Consider the following 17,494-nt stretch of genomic DNA (forward strand, 5'->3'; position numbering starts at 1 on the left):
ACGGCGGGGCGTGAGCCTGGCTTCTTCGGTATTAGAAGCTCGGGCTTATGCCTCTAGCGCGGGTGGTTGGGTTTCCGCTGTGTTCCGCCGCTGACCGGCGGACGTACTTTTCTTGTCTTGCCAAGAAAAGTAGCCAAAAGAAAGCGCCCCCGGTTTGTCGCCCCTACGGGGTACCCTGCGCTACTCGCTTGCGGCGGGGGCTGCGGAACTCGGCCCTACGGGCCTACAGTCCTCGCCCTTTTCCCGCCGCAAGCTCCGTTGCTCGGCGACAAACAGGGGATATTCACGGTGAACACCTAGACGCAGCTTTAAATACTGAGTTTCTGCCAGCTCACCAGCGATACGACCCGTAGAAAGTATTGGCGGACCTTTCAGTAAGGTCCGGTGCATTGCAGGGTTAGGCATCGCCGTCCCAATCTTACATTTCCTTTTTCAGCCGCATCCCTTCCGTTAGCAAATCACCATCGTCTAAGACGGTAAAGACGATGTCGCCATTCTGGCCCGTGACTTTGATGGTCTTGCCGTTCACTTCGTATGGCATTTCCATCGGAAGCGCAGTACCCCCAATCGACATGCGGGCAGTTCCATCCTTCTTAAATGTGAAACTCATCTTCTGTTCGGTGACACCGGTCATGTTGCTGGAATACGTTCCTTCTACCTTTGAGACGCCGCAGGCCACAAGGAACAGAACAACCGGAATGGCAAATAGCCTTTTCATTAAGCAGCTCCCTCTTGGTTGGAAAACCGTGTCGGTTCTAGCGATCGGCATTCGGACAATGCCTTCAGTATGTTTTCGATAAATTCTTGTCTTCTGGGATGGCCCGAAAGCAATTTGGCGCTTTCAAGGAGCCGCGTCAGGATTGAGTGTTCCAAGAAGTCAGGTTCGCTGTACCAAACAGGGTTCCGCCCCTGATTTGGGTATCCGACGTTCTGTCCATCGCCATTCCACCGCACTCCAAGGCTTCGAGGTTTGCCCTCGCGACTTCCCCAAATAGCGGAATACTTGCCGTTATCGTACAAATCGATAACCGTCTTTTTGTCCCAGATGGCTGGTCTTACGCTGTCCACGCTTGGCATTCAAATCTCCCTAATAGGCGCCGACGGGGTGTCGGTACATAGACAGGCTTAGGTACTCCGTAACCTTTTGTAACGACGCCTAACGTGAAAGAGACGCCCAATCAGATGTCTACTTCGTTTGTGTGTATACAGATTGCATGGCCGCGATACTATGGCTTTTACAAAGGTCAAGTCAAAAGGAGGCAGATATAACGACAACGCGGGCCCCATGTTAAATCCCTTCACCCCCGCCGAGCAGCGGAGGACGGGCGGGGGGAAGTCGGCGAGGACTGTTTGAGGGCCGTAGGCCCGACGTATTTGCCAACCCCGGCAGCCGCCCCGACCGGCTGAGCAGCGCAGGGGAGCCCGTAGGGCCGGGGGTGGGGACCCCGTTCTTTTGGCTACTTTTCTTGTGGGGTTACAAGAAAAGTATGCCCGCCGGTCCACGGCGGAAAACAGCCGTTCCGAGCGCGTGAGCGCAAGAGGTACGGATGAAGTAGGGACTCGAAGCTTGCAGGTAGGCTCGCTACCAAGCTTCCCAAGGGGGGTGAAAAGGGGCCAACAGCCCCCACCCCAAAACCCAACGCCCGCCCCGGTCTCCCGGCAGCGGGCGTTTCCAATACTCCAGCGTCAAAAGCTGACCGCCTCAGGCCCCGGCGCCACCGCTCCGAATCAGGTGGTCAAAGGCCCCCAGGCTGGCCTTAGCCCCTTCCCCCATGGCGATGATGATCTGCTTGTAGGGCACGGTGGTGCAGTCTCCGGCGGCGAAGATGCCGGGTAGGGAGGTCTGGCCCCGGCTATCCACCACGATTTCACCCCGGTCGCTCAGGTCCAGGGTGCCCCGGAGCCAGTCCGTGTTGGGCAGGAGGCCGATCTGGACGAAGATGCCTTCCAGGTCCAGATGATGGGCCGTGCCATCCGCCCGCTGGCGGTAATCCAGACCCGTGACCTGCTGGCCGTCCCCGGTGACGGCGGTGGTCTGGGCGCCGGTGATGACGGTGACGTTGGCTAGGCTGCGGAGCTTGGTCTGGAGCACGGCGTCGGCTCGGAGCTGGTCGCCGAATTCCAGCAGGGTCACCTGGGCGACGATGCCCGCCAGGTCGATGGCCGCTTCCACCCCGGAATTGCCGCCGCCGATCACCGCCACCCGCTTGCCCTTGAACAGGGGGCCGTCGCAGTGGGGGCAGTAGGCCACTCCCTTGGTCCGGTATTCCTGTTCCCCGGGCACATTCATTTCCCGCCAGCGGGCGCCGGTGGCCAGGATCACGGTCTTGGCCTTGAGTTCCCCGCCGCTGGCCAGACGCACCCGGGCCAGGTCGTCAGGTCCGGCGGGTTCCAGGGCCGCGGCCCGTTGCAGATTGGTCACTTCCACCCCGTAACTGAGCACGTGGTTTTCCAGGGCGGCGGCCAGCTTGGGGCCTTCCGTGGCGGGGACGGAGATGAAGTTTTCGATGGCCAGGGTGTCCAGCACCTGGCCGCCGAAGCGTTCCGCCACCACCCCGGTGCGGATGCCCTTGCGGGCGGCGTAGATGGCCGCTGCCGCTCCCGCTGGGCCGCCCCCCACCACCAGCACGTCGTAGGGCGCCGTTTCCGACAGGGCTTCCGCTTTGCGGGCGGCGGCGCCGCTGTCCAGCTTGTCCAGAATTTCTTCCAGCTCCATGCGGCCCTGGCCGAAGGGCTGGCCGTTGAGGAAGAGGGCGGGCACGCCCATGATGCGGCGCTCGGCCACCTCCGCCTGATTCAGGCCCCCTTCCACCATTTCCGCCTGGATCTGGGGATTGAGCACGGCCAGGGTGTTCAAGGCCTGAACCACGTCCGGGCAGTTGTGGCAGGTCAGGGAGACAAAGGTCTCGAAGTGGAGGGGGCCGGGAATGGCGCGAATTTGGGCGATCTGGGCCGGGGTGAGCTTGGGAGGATGGCCCCCGGTCTGGAGCAGGGCCAGGACCAGGGAGGTGAATTCATGGCCCAGGGGAATGCCGGAGAAGCGGATACGGGGGGCTTCTCCGGCCCGGGCCACGGCAAAGGAGGGGCGGCGCACGGCCACTTCCGCCGGGGTCGGGGCTTGCAGGCGCACCAGAGGGGACAGGGCCGCCAGCTCTTGCAGCAGGCCCTGCATTTCCCCGGAGGCTGGGCTCTCGTCCAGGGCCGGGATGAGGTCGATGGGCTGGGTAATTTTGCCCAGGTAGGCGGTCAATTGGGTTTTCAGGTTGGCGTCGAGCATGGCGGTCTCCTGGCCGGACGGTAGTGTCCAGCGGGGTAGGGATGGGAGTGTGGGAGGGGCAGGGGGCGGACCGCCGTGGCGGGCCGTCCTGTGCCTCCCCTCAGGGAGGGGGAAGCCGGGGCTTAAACCCCGGGCTCCCCTCGGGCACCGGACCAGCGGGGGCGGAGGAGGAAGGGGGAGCTTCGTTCCCCGCCCCGGTGCCGGCCCGGTACCGGAAGGGACCTTAGAGTTTGCCCACCAGATCCAGGGAGGGGGCCAGGGTAGCGTCCCCCGGGGTCCACTTGGCGGGGCAGACTTCACCCGGGTGGGCGGCGATGTACTGGGCGGCCTGCACCTTGCGCAGCAGTTCCTTGGCGTCCCGGCCAATACCGCCGTCGTGCTCTTCCACCACCTTGATCTTGCCTTCCGGATTGATGACGAAGGTGCCCCGTTGGGCCAGGCCTTCTTCTTCGATCATCACGGCGAAATTGCGGCTCAGCACGCCGGTGGGGTCCCCCACCATGGGGTAGGTGATTTTCTGGATGGTGTCGGAGGTGTCGTGCCAGGCCTTGTGGGTGAAGTGGGTGTCCGTGGAGACTGAGTAGATTTCCACGCCCAGCTTCTGGAATTCGGCATAGTTGTCCGCCAGGTCGCCCAGTTCCGTGGGGCAGACGAAGGTGAAGTCGGCGGGGTAGAAGAAGACCACGGACCACTTGCCCTTCAGGTCAGCGTCGCTGACGGGCACGAATTTGCCATTGTGGAAGGCGGTGGCTTGGAAAGGCTTGATCTCGGTATTGATCAGGGACATGGCGTCACTCCTAAGAATAAGGGGGGTTTCCCCGGGGGGTTAAAGTCAGGATCAACTGCATCCATGGACTGAATCTTAGGAGGAGCGGGGTAATTAATCTAATTGATTGTTTGTATTTTTATAATAGTTGATCGCTATCGGAATGGCCTAATAAACCCCGGTGGGGGACCGGGGTTGGGGGAGGGAAAAGGGCAGGGACTTAGCGCACGTCGTTCCATTCCTGCTGGGCCTGGTCCCGGGCCTTCTGGGCCGCATCCACGGCCTTTTCCAGGCTCTGCTGGCGCTCGTCGTAGGCGGGCAGCAGGCGGCTGCCTCCCGTGGCCGTGCCCTGGCGTTCTCCGGGCAGGGGGTCCTGGCCGCTGGCCTTGGCCGCCTTGGCCGCCGTCAGGGCATCTTCCGCCTGACGCAGCCGGTTGTAGGCCGCGTTGCGCTTGGCCACCGTTTCATTGAGTTGGCGCTTGGCCTGGGAGGATTCCTGATTCAGGGTCTTTTCCTCCTGACGCAGGGCGGAGCGGTTCACCGGGGCATCGTCCTGGGTCTGGATGGTGCCCAGGGATTTCATGCCCTTCTGGGGCTTGTCGCTGAAAACGATGTGGCCGTCCTTATCCACCTGTTTGTAGAGGGTGCCGGCCCCGGCGGGCAGGCTGAGGCAGGCGGTGGCCAGCAGCAGGAGGGAAAAACGGAACGAATGGGAGGAAAAGGGGGTCATGACTAAGGCTCCTGAAACACCGGACAAACTATGGGACCATCATAGCAGGGCGGCCGGGACCGGGCAGGGGCCCAGATGTCAAAGAATGTAACAGGCAGGGGCCACACTGGCCGAGCGCCCGGGCCGGACCCGGGAACCCAGCACTGACGCGGAGGCGGCGATGATCATTCTTTATACCTGGGGTACCCCCAACGGCCAGAAGGTTTCCATTATGCTGGAGGAGTGCGGCCTGGCCTACGGGGTGAAGCCCGTGGATATTACCCGGGGAGAACAGCTGAGCCCGGAATTTCTGGCCATCAACCCCAACAACAAAATCCCGGCCATTGTGGACCCGGACGGGCCGGAGGGGGAATCCCTGACCCTGTTCGAGTCCGGGGCCATTCTGCTTTATCTGGCGGACAAGACCGGCCAGTTTCTCCCGGAAACCGGGGCGGAGCGCTATCTGGCCCTGGAATGGCTGATGTTCCAGATGGGTGGGGTGGGGCCCATGTTCGGCCAGGCCCACCATTTCCTCCGTTTCGCCCCGGAGCCCGTGCCCTACGCGGTGGACCGCTACACCCAGGAAACTGCCCGTCTGTACCGGGTGCTGGACCAGCGTCTGGCCCGGGTGGAGTATCTGGCGGGGGACTATTCCATCGCCGATATGGCCACTTATCCCTGGGTTGCCCGCCATGAGTGGCACAATGCAGACTTAGACAACTATCCCAACGTCCGACGTTGGTACACCGCCATCGGCCAACGCCCGGCGGTCCAGCGCGGCATGCAGGTACCCTAATGGACACACGAAGCACAGAAACCCTAGAAGTCCTCTCCCATCTCCCCTCCCGTCCCCGGCACAGCCGTCCCCTGCTGTTCGTCCATGGCGCCTACACCGGCGCCTGGTGCTGGGAAGAACATTTCCTCCCCTATTTCGCCGACCAGGGTTACAGCGCCTACGCCCTTTCCCTGCGCGGCCACGGCACCAGCTGGGGGGCGGACAACCTGGACTGGTGGAGCATCCACGATTACGTGGAAGACGTGCGCCGGGTGGTGGCGGAACTGGATGAAACCCCGGTGCTGATCGGCCACTCCATGGGGGGCTTTGTGGTGCAGAAATACCTGGAAACGGCGGAAGCCCCCGCGGCGGTGCTGATGAACGCGGTACCGCCCCAGGGCCTGCTCAATTCCTCCCTGGTTCTGGCCGTCTCCCGGCCTAGCTTGATGCTGGACTTAAACCGTATTCTGGAAGGGGAAATGGTGGAACCGGACGCCCTGCGTCAGGCCCTTTTTGCCCAGCCCGTGAGTTCGGAAGATATGACCCGCTACTTCCAGCACATGCAGCGGGAATCCCGCCGGGCCCTGTGGGACATGACCCTCTTCAATCTGCCCCAGACTTTCCGCATGTCCCGGCCCCCCATGCTGGTTCTGGGGGCGGAAAACGATGCCCTGATCCCGGCCTCCGACGTGCGGGCCACGGGGGCGATTTACGGGGTGGGGGCGGAAATTTTCCCCGACCTGGGCCACGGCATGATGCTGGAACGGGACTGGGCCAAGGTGGCGGAGCGGGTCCGGACCTGGCTCGAGGAACAGGGTCTGTAAGCGCCGGGGCGGTGGTTCAGGGAGCTACCTGCCCTGACCCCCGGGCCCCTACCTAGGCCAATGGGGGCTTCTACCCCTGCCCAAAAAAGCCCCGTATGGACGGGGCTTTTTTGGGCAGGGGTGCCGCCGGAAAGGCGCATCCCCTTACTTGCCGCTGGCCTAGCTTAGGCCGTGGTATTCACGTTCTGACCCAGGTGGGCGGGCAGATTGGTGCTGCTAGTCGTCTGGCCGCTGTCCGGCAGACCTTGCAGCAACTGCATGGCGCTTTGTTCCTGGGAGTTCATGGCCTTCTTCAGCACGGCCACTTGCAGGCTGTTGCCGTCCTGAATGTCGGATAAGGATGAGGCCATGCTGCCGATGCCGCTGACGTCCATGGTGTCACCTCCGGAAAGTGTAGTTGGGTATTCATTTTAGTAAGGCTTTCGGGAAAAAAGTTGCCCGCGGCAAAAAATATATTTCCCTTAACCTTCCGGGCCCCTATCCGTTATTCTTACTAGGCGAAAGTAATAGTTCGCGGGTTTTTCAACGGGAAGGAGTCCATCATGATGATCATTCTGGATATGGCGTCCGGCGAGCGGGAAACCGTGGCACGGAAAGCGCCGGGGATGGGTGGGACGGCTTCCCTGGCGGCGGTGGAAGCCCTGCCCATGGCCCTGCCCCGGCTGGCTGAACATGGGGTCGAAGACGGGAATGCCCGGCAAGAGGCCCGGACCGCTGCCGCCAAAGCAATGGCCCGGCAGCGCTGGCTGCTGGCAGATTAGGCCCCGGGGGGCGTTGCCCCCGATCCGGTCGCAAAAAAAGGCGCCGCCCTCCGGGGCTGGCGCCTTTTTTAATGGCGTGGCTGGGGGGCCTTACAGGGTGTGACTCCGGTCCCCCCGGGCAAAGCCCAGAAGGGGGGTGGTCAGGCCCTTGGTGAGGGCGATGACTTTGAACAATTCCCCCATTTCCTGGGGCTGGACCAGCTTTTGTACGGCGGCGGCGCCCCGGAAATAGTCGGGCCGTTCCGGGTCCAGGGCGGCGAGCCGTTCCAGGAGACCGCAGTTGAGGAGAAACTGGCCCTGGCTGGTGTAGCCCGCCACTTCCAGCCCCGCCTGGAAACCGGCTTCCGCCACGGCGGTGAAATCCACGTGGGCGGTGATGTCCGTGAGCCCCGGGTAGGAGAAGGGCTCCCCATGGGCCTGATGTCGGTAGTGGCACATGAGGGTGCCCTGGTGGCGCTGGGGATGGTAAAACTCCCGGCGGGGAAAGCCGTAGTCCAGAAGGAGCAGGGCTCCCCGCTGGAGAATGGGGCCCCAGGCGGCAGTCCAGGCGGTGGCCGCCAGGCCGATTTCGCTGGTGTAGCCGGTGGCGGTGACTTCGGGGCTGAGGCCCGCTTCCTCTGCCAGATTTTTGGCGACCCGGGCCAGTTCTCCGGTGGCCGGGCGATCCGCCCAGGCGAAGCCGGCGGTGTGGGACCAGGTGACCCCCTGCTGGGCCACGGTTTCTCCCTGCCAGCGCACCAGTTCCACGGGCATGGCGTCCAGCACCTCGTTGCCCAGCACCAGGCCGGAGAAGGTGTCAGGCAGCCGTTCCAGCCAGCGTACCCGGTCCGCCAGATGGGGCGCGGCCTGGGCCAGGGTGGCGGCCTGGCGCTCCTTGAGGTCCGGGGAGAGTTCCAGAATCAGGTATTGGTCCGGCAGGTGGCCCTGGGTTTCCAGGGCCAGGAGCAGGTCGGCGGCCAGCCGGCCGCTGCCCGCTCCCGCCTCCAGGATCACCGGGGCGCTGGCTTCCAGAATGGGAATAATCTGGGTGGCCAGGGCCTGGGCGAAGAGGGGCGTGAGTTCGGGGGCGGTGACAAAGTCCCCGGCGGCGCCGAATTTTCGGGCGCCCGCCGTGTAATAGCCCAGACCCGGGGCGTAGAGGGCCAGCTCCATGTAGCGGGAGAAGGGCATCCAGCCGCCCTGCCGGGCGATTTCCTCCGCCAGGAAGGTGCTTAAGCGTTGGCTGTGGGCGAGGGCGGCAGCATCGGGAAGGGGTAAATCCATGGCAGGGGTGGGGCGGGAAAGGCTCGGATCATGGAGCAATCCGTTAAAATTCGCAAACTCAAGGGAAAAGCCATGGATGATCAATTGACAGACCGGGTGGTGCTGGTCACCGGCGCCGCCAAGCGGGTGGGGGCGGCTATCGCCCGGGAAGTGCACGGGGCCGGGGCGGCGGTGGTACTCCACTATCGGGCCGCGGTCCGGGAGGTGCGGGCTTTGGCGGAGGAGCTGGAAGCCCGGCGCCCCGGTTCTACCCTCTGCGTCCAGGTGGATCTGCGGGACACGGCCCGGCTGCCCACCCTGATTCAGCTGACGGTGGAGCGCTTTGGCCGGCTGGACGGTCTGGTGAATAACGCCTCCAGCTTTTTCCCCACCCCCTTGGGCACCATTGACGAGGCGGCCTGGGACGATCTGGTGGGCAGTAATTTCAAGGCTCCCCTGTTCCTTACCCAGGCGGCGGCCCCTTATCTGGCGGAGCACCGGGGGGCGGTGGTGAATATCACCGATATCCATGCCGAACGCCCCCTGCTCGGCTATCCCCTGTACTGCGCCGCCAAGGGCGGTCTGCTGGCCCTGACCCGGGCCTTGGCGGCGGAACTGGCCCCGGCGGTGCGGGTCAATGGGGTGGCTCCCGGGCCTATTCTCTGGCCTGACGGGCCCGAATTTGACCAGGATGCCCGCCAGGCCATTGTGGCGGACACCCTCCTGAAGCGGGAAGGGGCGCCGGAGGACATCGCCCGCACCGTGCTGTTTCTCTTGGCCGGGGCGGGCTATGTGACCGGCCAGGTAATCAATGTGGACGGGGGCCGTACGGCCCATCTCTAGTGTTTGAAGTGGCGTAACGCCGGGAGTCTCCCGGCATCATGGCTGCCCTGGGGGGCAGGAAGGACTTAGCGTGGAACAATCCCATACCTTGCAGCGCCTGGAAAAATGGCTGCTGCGCGAAACCGGCAAAGCCATTGCCGACTACAACATGATCGAAGACGGGGACACGGTGCTGGTCTGCGTGTCCGGTGGCAAGGATTCCCATACCCTGCTCCACCTCTTGCGCCTGCTTCAGGCCCGGGCTCCCATCAAATTCCGCCTCATTGCCATGAATCTGGACCAGAAACAGCCCGGCTTTCCGGCGGACATTCTGCCCGCCTATTTCGATAAGCTGGGGGTGGAATACCGGATCGTGGAGCAGGACACCTATTCCATCGTCAAAGAAAAAATTCCCGAGGGCAAAACCACCTGTTCCCTCTGCTCCCGCCTGCGCCGGGGCATCATCTACCGTACCGCCAAGGAACTGGGTGCGAACAAGATTGCCCTGGGCCACCACCGGGACGACATGGTCCATACCCTGTTTCTCAATCTCCTCTTCGGCGGCAAGCTCAAGGCCATGCCTCCCAAACTGGTCACCGATGACGGCGCCCACATCGTCATCCGGCCCCTGGCCTACGCTTCGGAAGCGGACATTGCCCGCTACGCCCGGGGCATGGAATTCCCCATCATCCCCTGCAACCTGTGCGGCTCCCAGGACAACCTGCAACGCCAGAAGGTGCGGGAAATGATGCTGGAGTGGGACCGGAAATATCCGGGCCGCACCGAAGCGGTGTTCCACGCCCTGCAAAACGTGGTGCCCTCCCACCTGGCCGATTCCCGTCTTTACGACTTCCAGGGCCTGCAAGCCGGCACCGTGCCCGAAGGCAGCGAGGGCGGCGACACGGTCTTCGATCCCCCCGAATTCCCCCCCCTAATCCCCGCCCGGGAGCCGACAGACGGCGACAATTTCCCCCTACCCGTGGTAGCCGCCCCCTAGTGACTTTGTTATTATGGACGGCAGGGAGTCACAATATAAGTTATTAATATGAATAATGTTTTAGTTCTTTTGGCCGGTGTTGACGGCAGTCTTGTCCGTACACCTTTTTGCGGCGCGGAGGGGTGAAATGAGTGCTGCGTCTTTAGGGGTTTTGTGTGCCGATATTCCGGGGAGTGCCCGGCTTTTTGAGCGTCTTCCCGAAGGGGAAGCGCTCTATGCCCAGGAGCGCTGCCTAAAACGGATCGAACGGGTGGTTGCGGGGTTTGCCGGTCGCTTGCTGCGTTCCTCAGGCAATGAGTTGGTGGCCAGTTTCGAGAATGGGGAAGTGGCTTGCCAAGCGGCGGTGGACATGCAGCAGCGGGTAGAGGATTTGCCACCGGTCTCCGGTGTCAAACTTTCCATCCGGGTGGGGGTTCATTGCGGTGTTTTGGCGCCCGATAGCGCAGCTCCGGCAGGGGATGGCTTTGTGGGTGCTGCCCGCTTGCTGGGCATGGCCAAAGCCGGGCAGATTTTTGTCAGCGCCGAAGCGGCCAACGCTTTACCCGCTGCCATGCGTCAGGGCACCCGGGCGACGGATCGGCAAATGTCCGAAGCTGGGGCGGGAGGTGCTATTTATGAACTACCTTGGCAGGAAGCTGGCGAGCTTACCGTTCTGCGCCAACAATTGGGGGAGGTGAAGGCCTCCACTACCCAGATGGGTAGCCCCAAACTCTGTGTCCGCCACTCCGGTAAGGCGTTTTTGCTGGATGGCAAAAATGAAGGCTTGAGTTTTGGTCGGGATGGGGCCTGCGATGTGGTGATTCAGGACAAGCGGGCTTCCCGTGCCCATGCCCGGATTCTGCGGCGTCGGGATCGTTACGTGCTGGTGGATGAAAGCACCAACGGCACCTATGTGGCCTTTGAAGGGGAACCGGAAATGTTCGTACGCCACAGCGAAGTGGTGCTGGGCAATAAGGGCCTATTGGCTTTCGGCCATTCCGCCACGGGTGGGGATGCGGAAGTGGCGGAGTTCGAGTACCTCTGAAGGGGCGCGGCTTTCTCCCTTTTCTTTTCATTTTCGCCCCTGCTCCGGTGGGGGCGGCTCCCAACAAAAAGGCCAGCGGTAACGCTGGCCTTTTTGTTGGGCTGGGACGGGGCGCTTATTTGGCGGCGGCGTCGGCCTGACATTTTTTCAGGAAGGAAGCCTTGGCGGCACCCGCCAGCTTCTTGCTGGTGGCCTGGGCGGCACAGTCGGGGGCGGCGGGTGCGGCTGCTTTTTCAGGGGCCGCAGCGGCTGCCGGAGCAGGCGCGGCCTTGCCGGAGAGGCAGGACTTCATGAATTGCTTGCGGTCGTCGCCTTTCAGTTGCTTGTCCTTGGCGTCCTTGTTGCAGTTCTTCATTTTTTCCTGCTGGGGCGTGAGCTTCTTGGCGGCGTCCGGGGCGTCGGCGGCGAAACCGGCTTGGGTAAAGACCACGGCGCCAAGGGTCAGGAGAGCGATCAGGGTTTTTTTCACGGCAAACTCCTCATGGAAGGGAAGAAGGAAGGGCAATGCCCCCATCCGGCGGATGTGGGCGGAAATATGACGGGGTTATAGGTCGTCGTCAAGAATGGCTTGCTGCTGGCGACCGATGAATTCCTGCATGTTGTCGATGCCGCGCAATTGGAGAATGGTGTTGCGTACCGCCGCTTCCAGCAGCACCGCCAGATTGCGGCCGGCGGCCACGGGAATGATGACCTTGCGGATGGGCACCCCCAGCACTTCCTGGGTCTGGGCGTCCAGGGGCAGGCGGGGGGAATCCATGCCCGCCACCGGCTTTTGCAGGTGGACGATGAGCTTGAGCTTCATTTTCCGCCGGGAGGCGGTCTCCCCGAAAATGGTGCGGATGTTCAAGAGGCCCAGGCCTCGGACCTCCAGAAAGTCCCGCAACATGCCCGGGCAGCGGCCTTCCACGGTGGAAGGGGCGATGCGGGCCAGTTCCACCACGTCGTCGGCGACCAAGCCGTGGCCCCGGGAAATGAGTTCCAGGGCCAGTTCCGACTTGCCCACCCCCGAATCCCCGGTAATCAGTACTCCCATGCCGAAAACGTCCATGAAGACGCCGTGCACCGCCACCGTGTCCGCCAGACGCCGGGACAGGTAGATGCGCAGCAGGTCGATGATGGCGGAGCAGGGTTTGGGGGTGGTGATCAGGGGAGTGCTGGTGGCTTCGCAGGTGTCCCGCACCATGGCCAGCACTTCCAGACCTTCGGCCACGATCACCGCGGGTGGTTCGGCGGCAAACATGTCCTGCATCTGGTTTTTCAGGCGCTCCGGATTGGCCTTGGTGAGCCAGGCCTGTTCGGCGAAGCCGATGACCTGGAGCCGTTCCGGGTGAATGACGTTGAGGTGGCCGACCAGATCGGCACCGTAGTTGTTGCCCCGCCGTTTCAGATCGATGAAGCGTTCGCTGCCCAGGGCTGCCACCCATTCCAGGGCGAGGCGTTCCCGATGGTCTTCAAACAGCTGCGCGATGCTGATTTTCCGCATGATTTCCCCAATCGGTGAACAGGCGGTGGGCGTCGTCCATACTGTCGCAATGGCGCAGGGCCTCCCGGAACAGCTTGTCGGAGAAGCGCTGGGCCAGCTCGGAAAGAATCTGCAGATGTTGTTCCGTGGCCTGCTCCGGTACCAGGAGCACGAACATCAGATCTACCGGCTTGCCGTCCGGGGCGTCGAAGGCCACGGGGTGGGTGAGGCGGAGAAAGGCGCCGGCGGCTTCCTTGATGCCCTTTAAGCGGCCGTGGGGAATGGCCACGCCCTGGCCCAGGCCGGTGGAGCCCAGCTTTTCCCGGGCAAACAGGCTGGCAAAAACCGTGGATTGGGCAACCCCCAGGTTATTTTCGAACAACAGGGCGGCCTGCTCGAAAGCGCGCTTTTTGCTGCTGGCTTCCAGATTCAGGACGATGTTGGCGGGGGGAAGGAGTTTGGCGATGAGGTCCATGGGGCTAGGGTACTCCCCGGAAAGACGATGGGAGAAACAAGAAACCCGGGGGGCGGGAGGGAGACCCTTCAGGTGGCCGGATCATAGCGGAAAAGGCGACGCTCGGCCACCGTAGCCGCCCCCTTGGGTGGGGCGGCGGCGGTGCTAGCGATTAGGCTTCGCCGATGTGCTTATCCATGCTGTCCCGGTTGTGGGCCAGGCCCTTTTCCTTGTGCTTGATCACTTGGCGGTCCAGCTTGTCCACCAGGGCGTCCACGGAAGCGTACAGGTCGCTGTCTTCGTTTTCCACGTAGATGTCCTTGCCCGGCACCCGGACGGTGACTTCCGCTTTTTGCTTCAGCTTTTCCACGGTGAGGATCACATTCACTTCAATGACGTTGTCGAAGTGGCGCAGCACCCGATCCAGCTTGCTGCTGACGTATTCGCGGATAGCCGGGGTAACCTCGACGTGATGGCCGGTGATGTGCAGGTTCATATTATTTACTCCTTGGTTAGATGGTCTTGCGTAGGTTAGCCGGCGGGATGTTCAACGCCTCCCGGTATTTTGCTATGGTCCGGCGGGCCACCACAATGCCCTGTTGCCCGAGAATCTCGGAAATCTGGCTGTCGGAAAGGGGCTTTTTCGCATCTTCCCCGCCAATCAACTGCTTGATCAGGGCCCGGATGGCGGTGGCGGAACAGGCGCCCCCCGCTTCCGTGGCCACGTGGCTGCCGAAGAAATACTTGAGTTCGAAAATGCCCCGGGGGGTGGCCATGTATTTCTGGGTGGTGACCCGGGAAACGGTGGATTCGTGGAGCCCCAGCACCTCGGCGATTTCCCGCAGTACCAGGGGGCGCATGGCCACTTCCCCGTGTTCGAAGAACTGGCGCTGGCGTTCCACGATGGCCTGGGAGACCCGCAGAATGGTGTCAAAGCGCTGCTGTACGTTCTTGATCAGCCAGCGGGCTTCTTGGAGCTGGCCAGCCAGGGAGGAGCCCCGGTGTTTGGAGAGAATATCCGAATACAGGCGGTTGATGCGCAGCCGGGGATAGGCGTCCGGGTTGATGCTGGCCACCCACTGGTTGCGTAGCTTGCGCACCACCACGTCGGGAATAATGTAGCGGGTATCCAGGGGGGCGTACTGGGCCCCGGGGCGGGGATTGAGGCTCTTCACCAGATGGGCGGCGGCCCGTAGCTGGTCGTCGTCACAGCCCAGGAGCTTTTTCAGCTTGGTGAAGTCCCGTCCGGCCAGGAGTTCCAGATACTGGCGCACCAGTTGCAGGGCCAGATCCCGGGTGGGTTCCGGGGGCAGGGCTTCCAGTTGCAGGGCCAGGCATTCCTGGGGAGAGCGGGCCCCCACTCCGGTGGGGTCGAAATGCTGGAGGTGGCGCAGGGCGATGAGCAGGTCGTCCAGGTCGATTTCGAGCTCCGGGGGCAGGGCGTCCGCCAGTTCTTCCAGGGGCTGGGTCAGGTAGCCGTCGTCGTCCAGGGCTTCAATGAGAAAGCGTACCAGATTCCGGTCCCGGTCACTCAGGGGGGTGAGGCCTAACTGCCAGGCCAGATGGTCTCGCAGGGAGGTGCTGGCGGCCTGGATGTCCTGGTAATCCGAATCGTCTTCTTCGTCCCGGGAGGCGGAAGGATAGCTGCCCTCCGCATACCAGCCGTCATCCTCCCCGGCGGCCAGGGCATTGCCCTCGTCGCTGGCACGGATGCCCGTTTCGGCGCTTTCCCCCGGCTCCCCGTGCTCCCGGCTATCATCCTCGCCCCGCTCCGTTTCCCGGGGCGTGGTGCCCGCCGGATCAGGGGCCGCACTGTCACTTCCTTCCCCGGCGGCAGGCCCGGAAGGACCGTCGAAATCCTCGTCCTCCCGTTCCAGGAGGGGATTTTCCGTCAGGTACTTCTCCAGCTCCTGGTTCAGTTCCAGCGTGGACAGCTGCAACAACCGGATGGATTGTTGCAGTTGGGGCGTGAGCGCCAAATGCTGGGAAAGTTTAAGTTGGAGGGTCGGTTTCATGGGCGCGTGATGGGAGAAAACATGACGATGACTTCTCCGCAGACGGGCTGCTGTTGGGGGAGAAAGGGGTGATTAGAGGCGGAAATGCTCACCCAGATAGACTTTTCTTACATTTTCATTATAAACGATCTCATCCGGCCCACCAGCGGCCAGTACCCGGCCTTCATTGATGATACAGGCCCGGTCACAGATGCCCAGGGTTTCCCGCACATTGTGGTCGGTGATGAGTACGCCGATGCCCCGTTCCTTGAGGAAACGGATGATTTTCTGAATTTCCAGCACGGCGATGGGGTCCACCCCGGCGAAGGGTTCGTCCAGCAGGATGAAGCGGGGGGAGGTGGCCAGGGCCCGGGCGATTTCCACCCGGCGCCGTTCCCCGCCGGAGAGGGCGGCGGCGGAGGTGTGGCGTAGATGGCCGATGTGGAGTTCGTCGAGCAGCTCCTCCAGCTTGCTCTGGGTCGCCTCCGGGTCCAGTTCCTGGAGTTCCAGCACCGCCTGGATGTTTTCTTCCACATTCAGTTTGCGGAACACGGAAGCTTCCTGGGGCAGGTAGGAGACCCCCATGTGGGCCCGGCGGTGGATGGGCAGGTGGGTCAGTTCCTGGTTGTCCAGCCAGATGGCGCCCCCATCGGCGGCCACCAGACCCACGATCATATAGAAACAGGTGGTTTTCCCCGCCCCGTTGGGGCCCAGTAGCCCCACCACTTCCCCACAGCAGACCTCGAAGGACACGTCCTGGACCACGGTACGGGCCTTGTAGCGCTTCTTCAGGTTGTGGGCGGAAAGAATGTGGCCTTTTTGGCTGTCTTGCGGGTCGGACATGGTGCGAACCTTTTACTCGTCATCCCAGGTGCCTTGCAGCACCCGGCGGATGGTTGGGCTGCCGAAACCCCGACCGGCCAGAAAACGGGCCTGCTTGGCCCGCTCCTGGGCATCCTGGGGCAGGCTGCCGAATTTTTTGCGCCAGACCGCCAGGGCCCGCTCGGTTTCATCCCCGGCCTGGGCCAAAGCGTTGGCAATGGTGGTGTCATCCACCCCCTGGCTGCGCAATTCCCCGGCCAGGCGGGCGTTACCGTAGCGGCCGCCGCGGACGGTGACCCGCTGTTCGGCGTAACGGTCATTGGCAAGCAGGCGGGCTTTCTCCAGCTCGTCCAGCAGCAATTCCAGTTCCTCGCCGCTTTCGGCGTGGGAAGCCAGCTTGCGTTTCAGTTCAAGACGGCTGTGTTCCCGGGAGGCGAGCAGGCGCAAGGCCCGCCCGCGCAGGCTTTCAGTCATCCCCGGGGGTAGGGGCTTCCGGGGCGGGGGCAGCTTTGGTCACCCCCACGGCGGTGCGGATCTTGGCTTCGATTTCCTGGGCCAGGGCGGGATTAGCCTTGAGGAATTCCCGCACATTGTCCTTGCCCTGACCGATCTTTTCCCCGTTGTAGGAATACCAGGCGCCGGACTTTTCCACGATCTTGTTGTTCACGCCCAGCTCGATGATTTCCCCTTCCCGGGAAATGCCTTCCCCGTAGAGGATGTCGAAAATGGCTTCCCGGAAGGGGGGGGAGACCTTGTTCTTCACCACCTTGACCCGGGTTTCGTTGCCGATCACCTCGTCCGCCTTCTTGATGGAGCCGATGCGGCGGATGTCCAGACGCACGGAGGCATAGAACTTCAGGGCGTTGCCCCCGGTGGTGGTTTCCGGATTGCCGAACATGACGCCGATCTTCATCCGGATCTGGTTGATGAAAATCACCAGGGTGTTGGTTTTCTTGATGTTGGCGGTGAGCTTGCGCAGGGCCTGGCTCATCAGACGGGCGTGGAGGCCCATCATGGAGTCCCCCATTTCCCCTTCAATTTCCGCCTTGGGGGTGAGGGCGGCCACGGAGTCCACCACAATCACATCCACGCCCCCGGAACGGACCAGCATGTCGGCGATTTCCAGGGCCTGTTCCCCCGTATCCGGCTGGGAAATGAGCAGGTCACCCACCTTGACGCCCAGCTTCTGGGCGTATTGGGGATCCAGGGCGTGTTCCGCGTCGATAAAGGCGGCCACGCCCCCTTTTTTCTGGGCTTCGGCAATGACCTGGAGGGTCAGGGTGGTTTTCCCGGAAGATTCCGGACCGTAGATTTCCACCACCCGGCCCCGGGGCAGACCGCCCACGCCCAGGGCTACGTCCAGCCCCAGGGAGCCGGTGGAAATGACTTCCAGTCCCTTGTCCACTTCGGTGGCGCCCATCTTCATGATGGAGCCCTTGCCGAACTGCTTTTCAATCTGTGCCAGCGCGGCGGCGAGCGCCTTAGCCTTATTGTCTTCCATGGCTCGAAATCCCCAAAAACAAGCGTCCGATTATGGCACAAACCTTGCGGGCACGGATACGTGT

General features: G+C 62.8%; 20 protein-coding genes. 6 read left to right on the forward strand and 14 right to left on the reverse strand.

All coding sequences use genetic code 11. The annotated features are described in order from the left end of the window. Positions 1-418: 418 nt before the first annotated feature. The 4 genes from Azoinq_RS07450 to Azoinq_RS07465 all read right to left on the reverse strand — a co-directional run bounded on the left by Azoinq_RS07450 (position 419) and on the right by Azoinq_RS07465 (position 4,773). A complete protein-coding gene (locus Azoinq_RS07450) occupies positions 419-718 on the reverse strand; it encodes a hypothetical protein (protein WP_216130429.1) in 300 nt (99 codons plus the stop codon). Positions 719-1,702: 984 nt separating this feature from the next. Further along, complete coding sequence (gene ahpF / locus Azoinq_RS07455) at positions 1,703-3,277, reverse strand: alkyl hydroperoxide reductase subunit F (RefSeq protein WP_216130427.1); 1,575 nt, start codon at positions 3,275-3,277, stop codon at positions 1,703-1,705. Between the two features lie 223 nt (positions 3,278-3,500). Beyond that, the gene (ahpC, locus tag Azoinq_RS07460; RefSeq protein WP_216130424.1) at positions 3,501-4,064 is read right to left on the reverse strand and encodes an alkyl hydroperoxide reductase subunit C; all 564 of its coding nucleotides are present in this window, start codon (positions 4,062-4,064) and stop codon (positions 3,501-3,503) included. A 199-nt stretch (positions 4,065-4,263) separates the two neighbouring features. Next, complete coding sequence (locus Azoinq_RS07465; protein ID WP_216130423.1) at positions 4,264-4,773, reverse strand: DUF4124 domain-containing protein; 510 nt, start codon at positions 4,771-4,773, stop codon at positions 4,264-4,266. Positions 4,774-4,933: 160 nt separating this feature from the next. Between Azoinq_RS07465 and Azoinq_RS07470 the strand changes: the two genes are divergently transcribed. Further along, a complete protein-coding gene (locus Azoinq_RS07470; RefSeq protein WP_216130421.1) occupies positions 4,934-5,548 on the forward strand; it encodes a glutathione S-transferase N-terminal domain-containing protein in 615 nt (204 codons plus the stop codon). Then, entirely contained in the window at positions 5,548-6,351 is an 804-nt protein-coding gene (locus tag Azoinq_RS07475; RefSeq protein ID WP_216130419.1) for an alpha/beta hydrolase, read from the forward strand. The genes Azoinq_RS07470 and Azoinq_RS07475 overlap by 1 nt, the downstream gene beginning before the upstream one ends. A gap of 164 nt (positions 6,352-6,515) precedes the next feature. On the opposite strand, the gene Azoinq_RS07480 is transcribed toward Azoinq_RS07475, so the two are convergent. Then, complete coding sequence (locus Azoinq_RS07480) at positions 6,516-6,725, reverse strand: YjfB family protein (RefSeq protein WP_216130417.1); 210 nt, start codon at positions 6,723-6,725, stop codon at positions 6,516-6,518. A gap of 168 nt (positions 6,726-6,893) precedes the next feature. On the opposite strand from Azoinq_RS07480, the gene Azoinq_RS07485 reads away from it, so the two are divergent. Next, entirely contained in the window at positions 6,894-7,112 is a 219-nt protein-coding gene (locus Azoinq_RS07485; protein WP_216130415.1) for a hypothetical protein, read from the forward strand. A 90-nt stretch (positions 7,113-7,202) separates the two neighbouring features. Here Azoinq_RS07485 and Azoinq_RS07490 read toward each other — a convergent pair whose 3' ends face one another. Continuing rightward, positions 7,203-8,375, reverse strand: coding sequence for a class I SAM-dependent methyltransferase (locus Azoinq_RS07490; RefSeq protein ID WP_216130413.1), 1,173 nt, complete (start codon positions 8,373-8,375; stop codon positions 7,203-7,205). A 72-nt stretch (positions 8,376-8,447) separates the two neighbouring features. On the opposite strand from Azoinq_RS07490, the gene Azoinq_RS07495 reads away from it, so the two are divergent. The 3 genes from Azoinq_RS07495 (at position 8,448) to Azoinq_RS07505 (ending at position 11,197) form a co-directional block, all read left to right on the forward strand. Beyond that, positions 8,448-9,197, forward strand: a complete 750-nt coding sequence (locus tag Azoinq_RS07495) for a pteridine reductase (protein WP_216130410.1) — start codon at positions 8,448-8,450, stop codon at positions 9,195-9,197. 70 nt (positions 9,198-9,267) lie between these two features. Beyond that, complete coding sequence (gene ttcA / locus Azoinq_RS07500) at positions 9,268-10,173, forward strand: tRNA 2-thiocytidine(32) synthetase TtcA (protein WP_216130408.1); 906 nt, start codon at positions 9,268-9,270, stop codon at positions 10,171-10,173. Positions 10,174-10,300: 127 nt separating this feature from the next. Continuing rightward, a complete protein-coding gene (locus tag Azoinq_RS07505; protein WP_216130406.1) occupies positions 10,301-11,197 on the forward strand; it encodes an adenylate/guanylate cyclase domain-containing protein in 897 nt (298 codons plus the stop codon). A gap of 115 nt (positions 11,198-11,312) precedes the next feature. Here Azoinq_RS07505 and Azoinq_RS07510 read toward each other — a convergent pair whose 3' ends face one another. The 8 genes from Azoinq_RS07510 to recA all read right to left on the reverse strand — a co-directional run bounded on the left by Azoinq_RS07510 (position 11,313) and on the right by recA (position 17,430). After that, positions 11,313-11,666: a PsiF family protein gene (locus tag Azoinq_RS07510; protein ID WP_216130404.1), complete on the reverse strand. Its 354-nt coding sequence runs from the start codon at positions 11,664-11,666 to the stop codon at positions 11,313-11,315. Positions 11,667-11,741: 75 nt separating this feature from the next. Continuing rightward, on the reverse strand, positions 11,742-12,680 hold the full coding sequence (gene hprK / locus Azoinq_RS07515; RefSeq protein WP_216130402.1) for an HPr(Ser) kinase/phosphatase: 939 nt from the start codon (positions 12,678-12,680) through the stop codon (positions 11,742-11,744). Next, the gene (gene ptsN / locus Azoinq_RS07520) at positions 12,649-13,134 is read right to left on the reverse strand and encodes a PTS IIA-like nitrogen regulatory protein PtsN (protein WP_216130400.1); all 486 of its coding nucleotides are present in this window, start codon (positions 13,132-13,134) and stop codon (positions 12,649-12,651) included. Before ptsN ends, hprK begins: the two co-directional genes overlap by 32 nt. Positions 13,135-13,285: 151 nt before the next feature. Beyond that, positions 13,286-13,609, reverse strand: coding sequence for a ribosome hibernation-promoting factor, HPF/YfiA family (gene hpf, locus Azoinq_RS07525; RefSeq protein ID WP_216130398.1), 324 nt, complete (start codon positions 13,607-13,609; stop codon positions 13,286-13,288). A gap of 16 nt (positions 13,610-13,625) precedes the next feature. Continuing rightward, the gene (locus tag Azoinq_RS07530; protein WP_216130396.1) at positions 13,626-15,128 is read right to left on the reverse strand and encodes an RNA polymerase factor sigma-54; all 1,503 of its coding nucleotides are present in this window, start codon (positions 15,126-15,128) and stop codon (positions 13,626-13,628) included. 72 nt (positions 15,129-15,200) lie between these two features. Then, positions 15,201-15,950 carry an LPS export ABC transporter ATP-binding protein gene (gene lptB / locus Azoinq_RS07535; protein ID WP_216130394.1) on the reverse strand — a complete coding sequence of 250 codons (750 nt, stop codon included), beginning with the start codon at positions 15,948-15,950 and terminating at the stop codon, positions 15,201-15,203. Positions 15,951-15,962: 12 nt separating this feature from the next. Further along, on the reverse strand, positions 15,963-16,403 hold the full coding sequence (gene recX / locus Azoinq_RS07540; protein WP_216130392.1) for a recombination regulator RecX: 441 nt from the start codon (positions 16,401-16,403) through the stop codon (positions 15,963-15,965). Continuing rightward, complete coding sequence (gene recA / locus Azoinq_RS07545) at positions 16,396-17,430, reverse strand: recombinase RecA (RefSeq protein WP_216130390.1); 1,035 nt, start codon at positions 17,428-17,430, stop codon at positions 16,396-16,398. Before recA ends, recX begins: the two co-directional genes overlap by 8 nt. Between the last annotated feature and the right edge of the window lie 64 nt (positions 17,431-17,494).

Origin of the sequence: Azospira inquinata (assembly GCF_018905915.1) — a bacterium.
Lineage (GTDB): Bacteria > Pseudomonadota > Gammaproteobacteria > Burkholderiales > Rhodocyclaceae > Azospira > Azospira inquinata.

What these genes read in the sequence shown, in the direction of transcription:
- Azoinq_RS07450 (WP_216130429.1), bottom strand. Translation starts at nt 718, where the DNA reads ATGAAAAGGCTATTTGCCATTCCGGTTGTTCTGTTCCTTGTGGCCTGC.
- ahpF (WP_216130427.1), bottom strand. Translation starts at nt 3,277, where the DNA reads ATGCTCGACGCCAACCTGAAAACCCAATTGACCGCCTACCTGGGCAAA.
- ahpC (WP_216130424.1), bottom strand. Translation starts at nt 4,064, where the DNA reads ATGTCCCTGATCAATACCGAGATCAAGCCTTTCCAAGCCACCGCCTTC.
- Azoinq_RS07465 (WP_216130423.1), bottom strand. Translation starts at nt 4,773, where the DNA reads ATGACCCCCTTTTCCTCCCATTCGTTCCGTTTTTCCCTCCTGCTGCTG.
- Azoinq_RS07470 (WP_216130421.1), top strand. Translation starts at nt 4,934, where the DNA reads ATGATCATTCTTTATACCTGGGGTACCCCCAACGGCCAGAAGGTTTCC.
- Azoinq_RS07475 (WP_216130419.1), top strand. Translation starts at nt 5,548, where the DNA reads ATGGACACACGAAGCACAGAAACCCTAGAAGTCCTCTCCCATCTCCCC.
- Azoinq_RS07480 (WP_216130417.1), bottom strand. Translation starts at nt 6,725, where the DNA reads ATGGACGTCAGCGGCATCGGCAGCATGGCCTCATCCTTATCCGACATT.
- Azoinq_RS07485 (WP_216130415.1), top strand. Translation starts at nt 6,894, where the DNA reads ATGATGATCATTCTGGATATGGCGTCCGGCGAGCGGGAAACCGTGGCA.
- Azoinq_RS07490 (WP_216130413.1), bottom strand. Translation starts at nt 8,375, where the DNA reads ATGGATTTACCCCTTCCCGATGCTGCCGCCCTCGCCCACAGCCAACGC.
- Azoinq_RS07495 (WP_216130410.1), top strand. Translation starts at nt 8,448, where the DNA reads ATGGATGATCAATTGACAGACCGGGTGGTGCTGGTCACCGGCGCCGCC.
- Azoinq_RS07505 (WP_216130406.1), top strand. Translation starts at nt 10,301, where the DNA reads ATGAGTGCTGCGTCTTTAGGGGTTTTGTGTGCCGATATTCCGGGGAGT.
- hprK (WP_216130402.1), bottom strand. Translation starts at nt 12,680, where the DNA reads ATGCGGAAAATCAGCATCGCGCAGCTGTTTGAAGACCATCGGGAACGC.
- ptsN (WP_216130400.1), bottom strand. Translation starts at nt 13,134, where the DNA reads ATGGACCTCATCGCCAAACTCCTTCCCCCCGCCAACATCGTCCTGAAT.
- hpf (WP_216130398.1), bottom strand. Translation starts at nt 13,609, where the DNA reads ATGAACCTGCACATCACCGGCCATCACGTCGAGGTTACCCCGGCTATC.
- Azoinq_RS07530 (WP_216130396.1), bottom strand. Translation starts at nt 15,128, where the DNA reads ATGAAACCGACCCTCCAACTTAAACTTTCCCAGCATTTGGCGCTCACG.
- lptB (WP_216130394.1), bottom strand. Translation starts at nt 15,950, where the DNA reads ATGTCCGACCCGCAAGACAGCCAAAAAGGCCACATTCTTTCCGCCCAC.
- recX (WP_216130392.1), bottom strand. Translation starts at nt 16,403, where the DNA reads ATGACTGAAAGCCTGCGCGGGCGGGCCTTGCGCCTGCTCGCCTCCCGG.
- recA (WP_216130390.1), bottom strand. Translation starts at nt 17,430, where the DNA reads ATGGAAGACAATAAGGCTAAGGCGCTCGCCGCCGCGCTGGCACAGATT.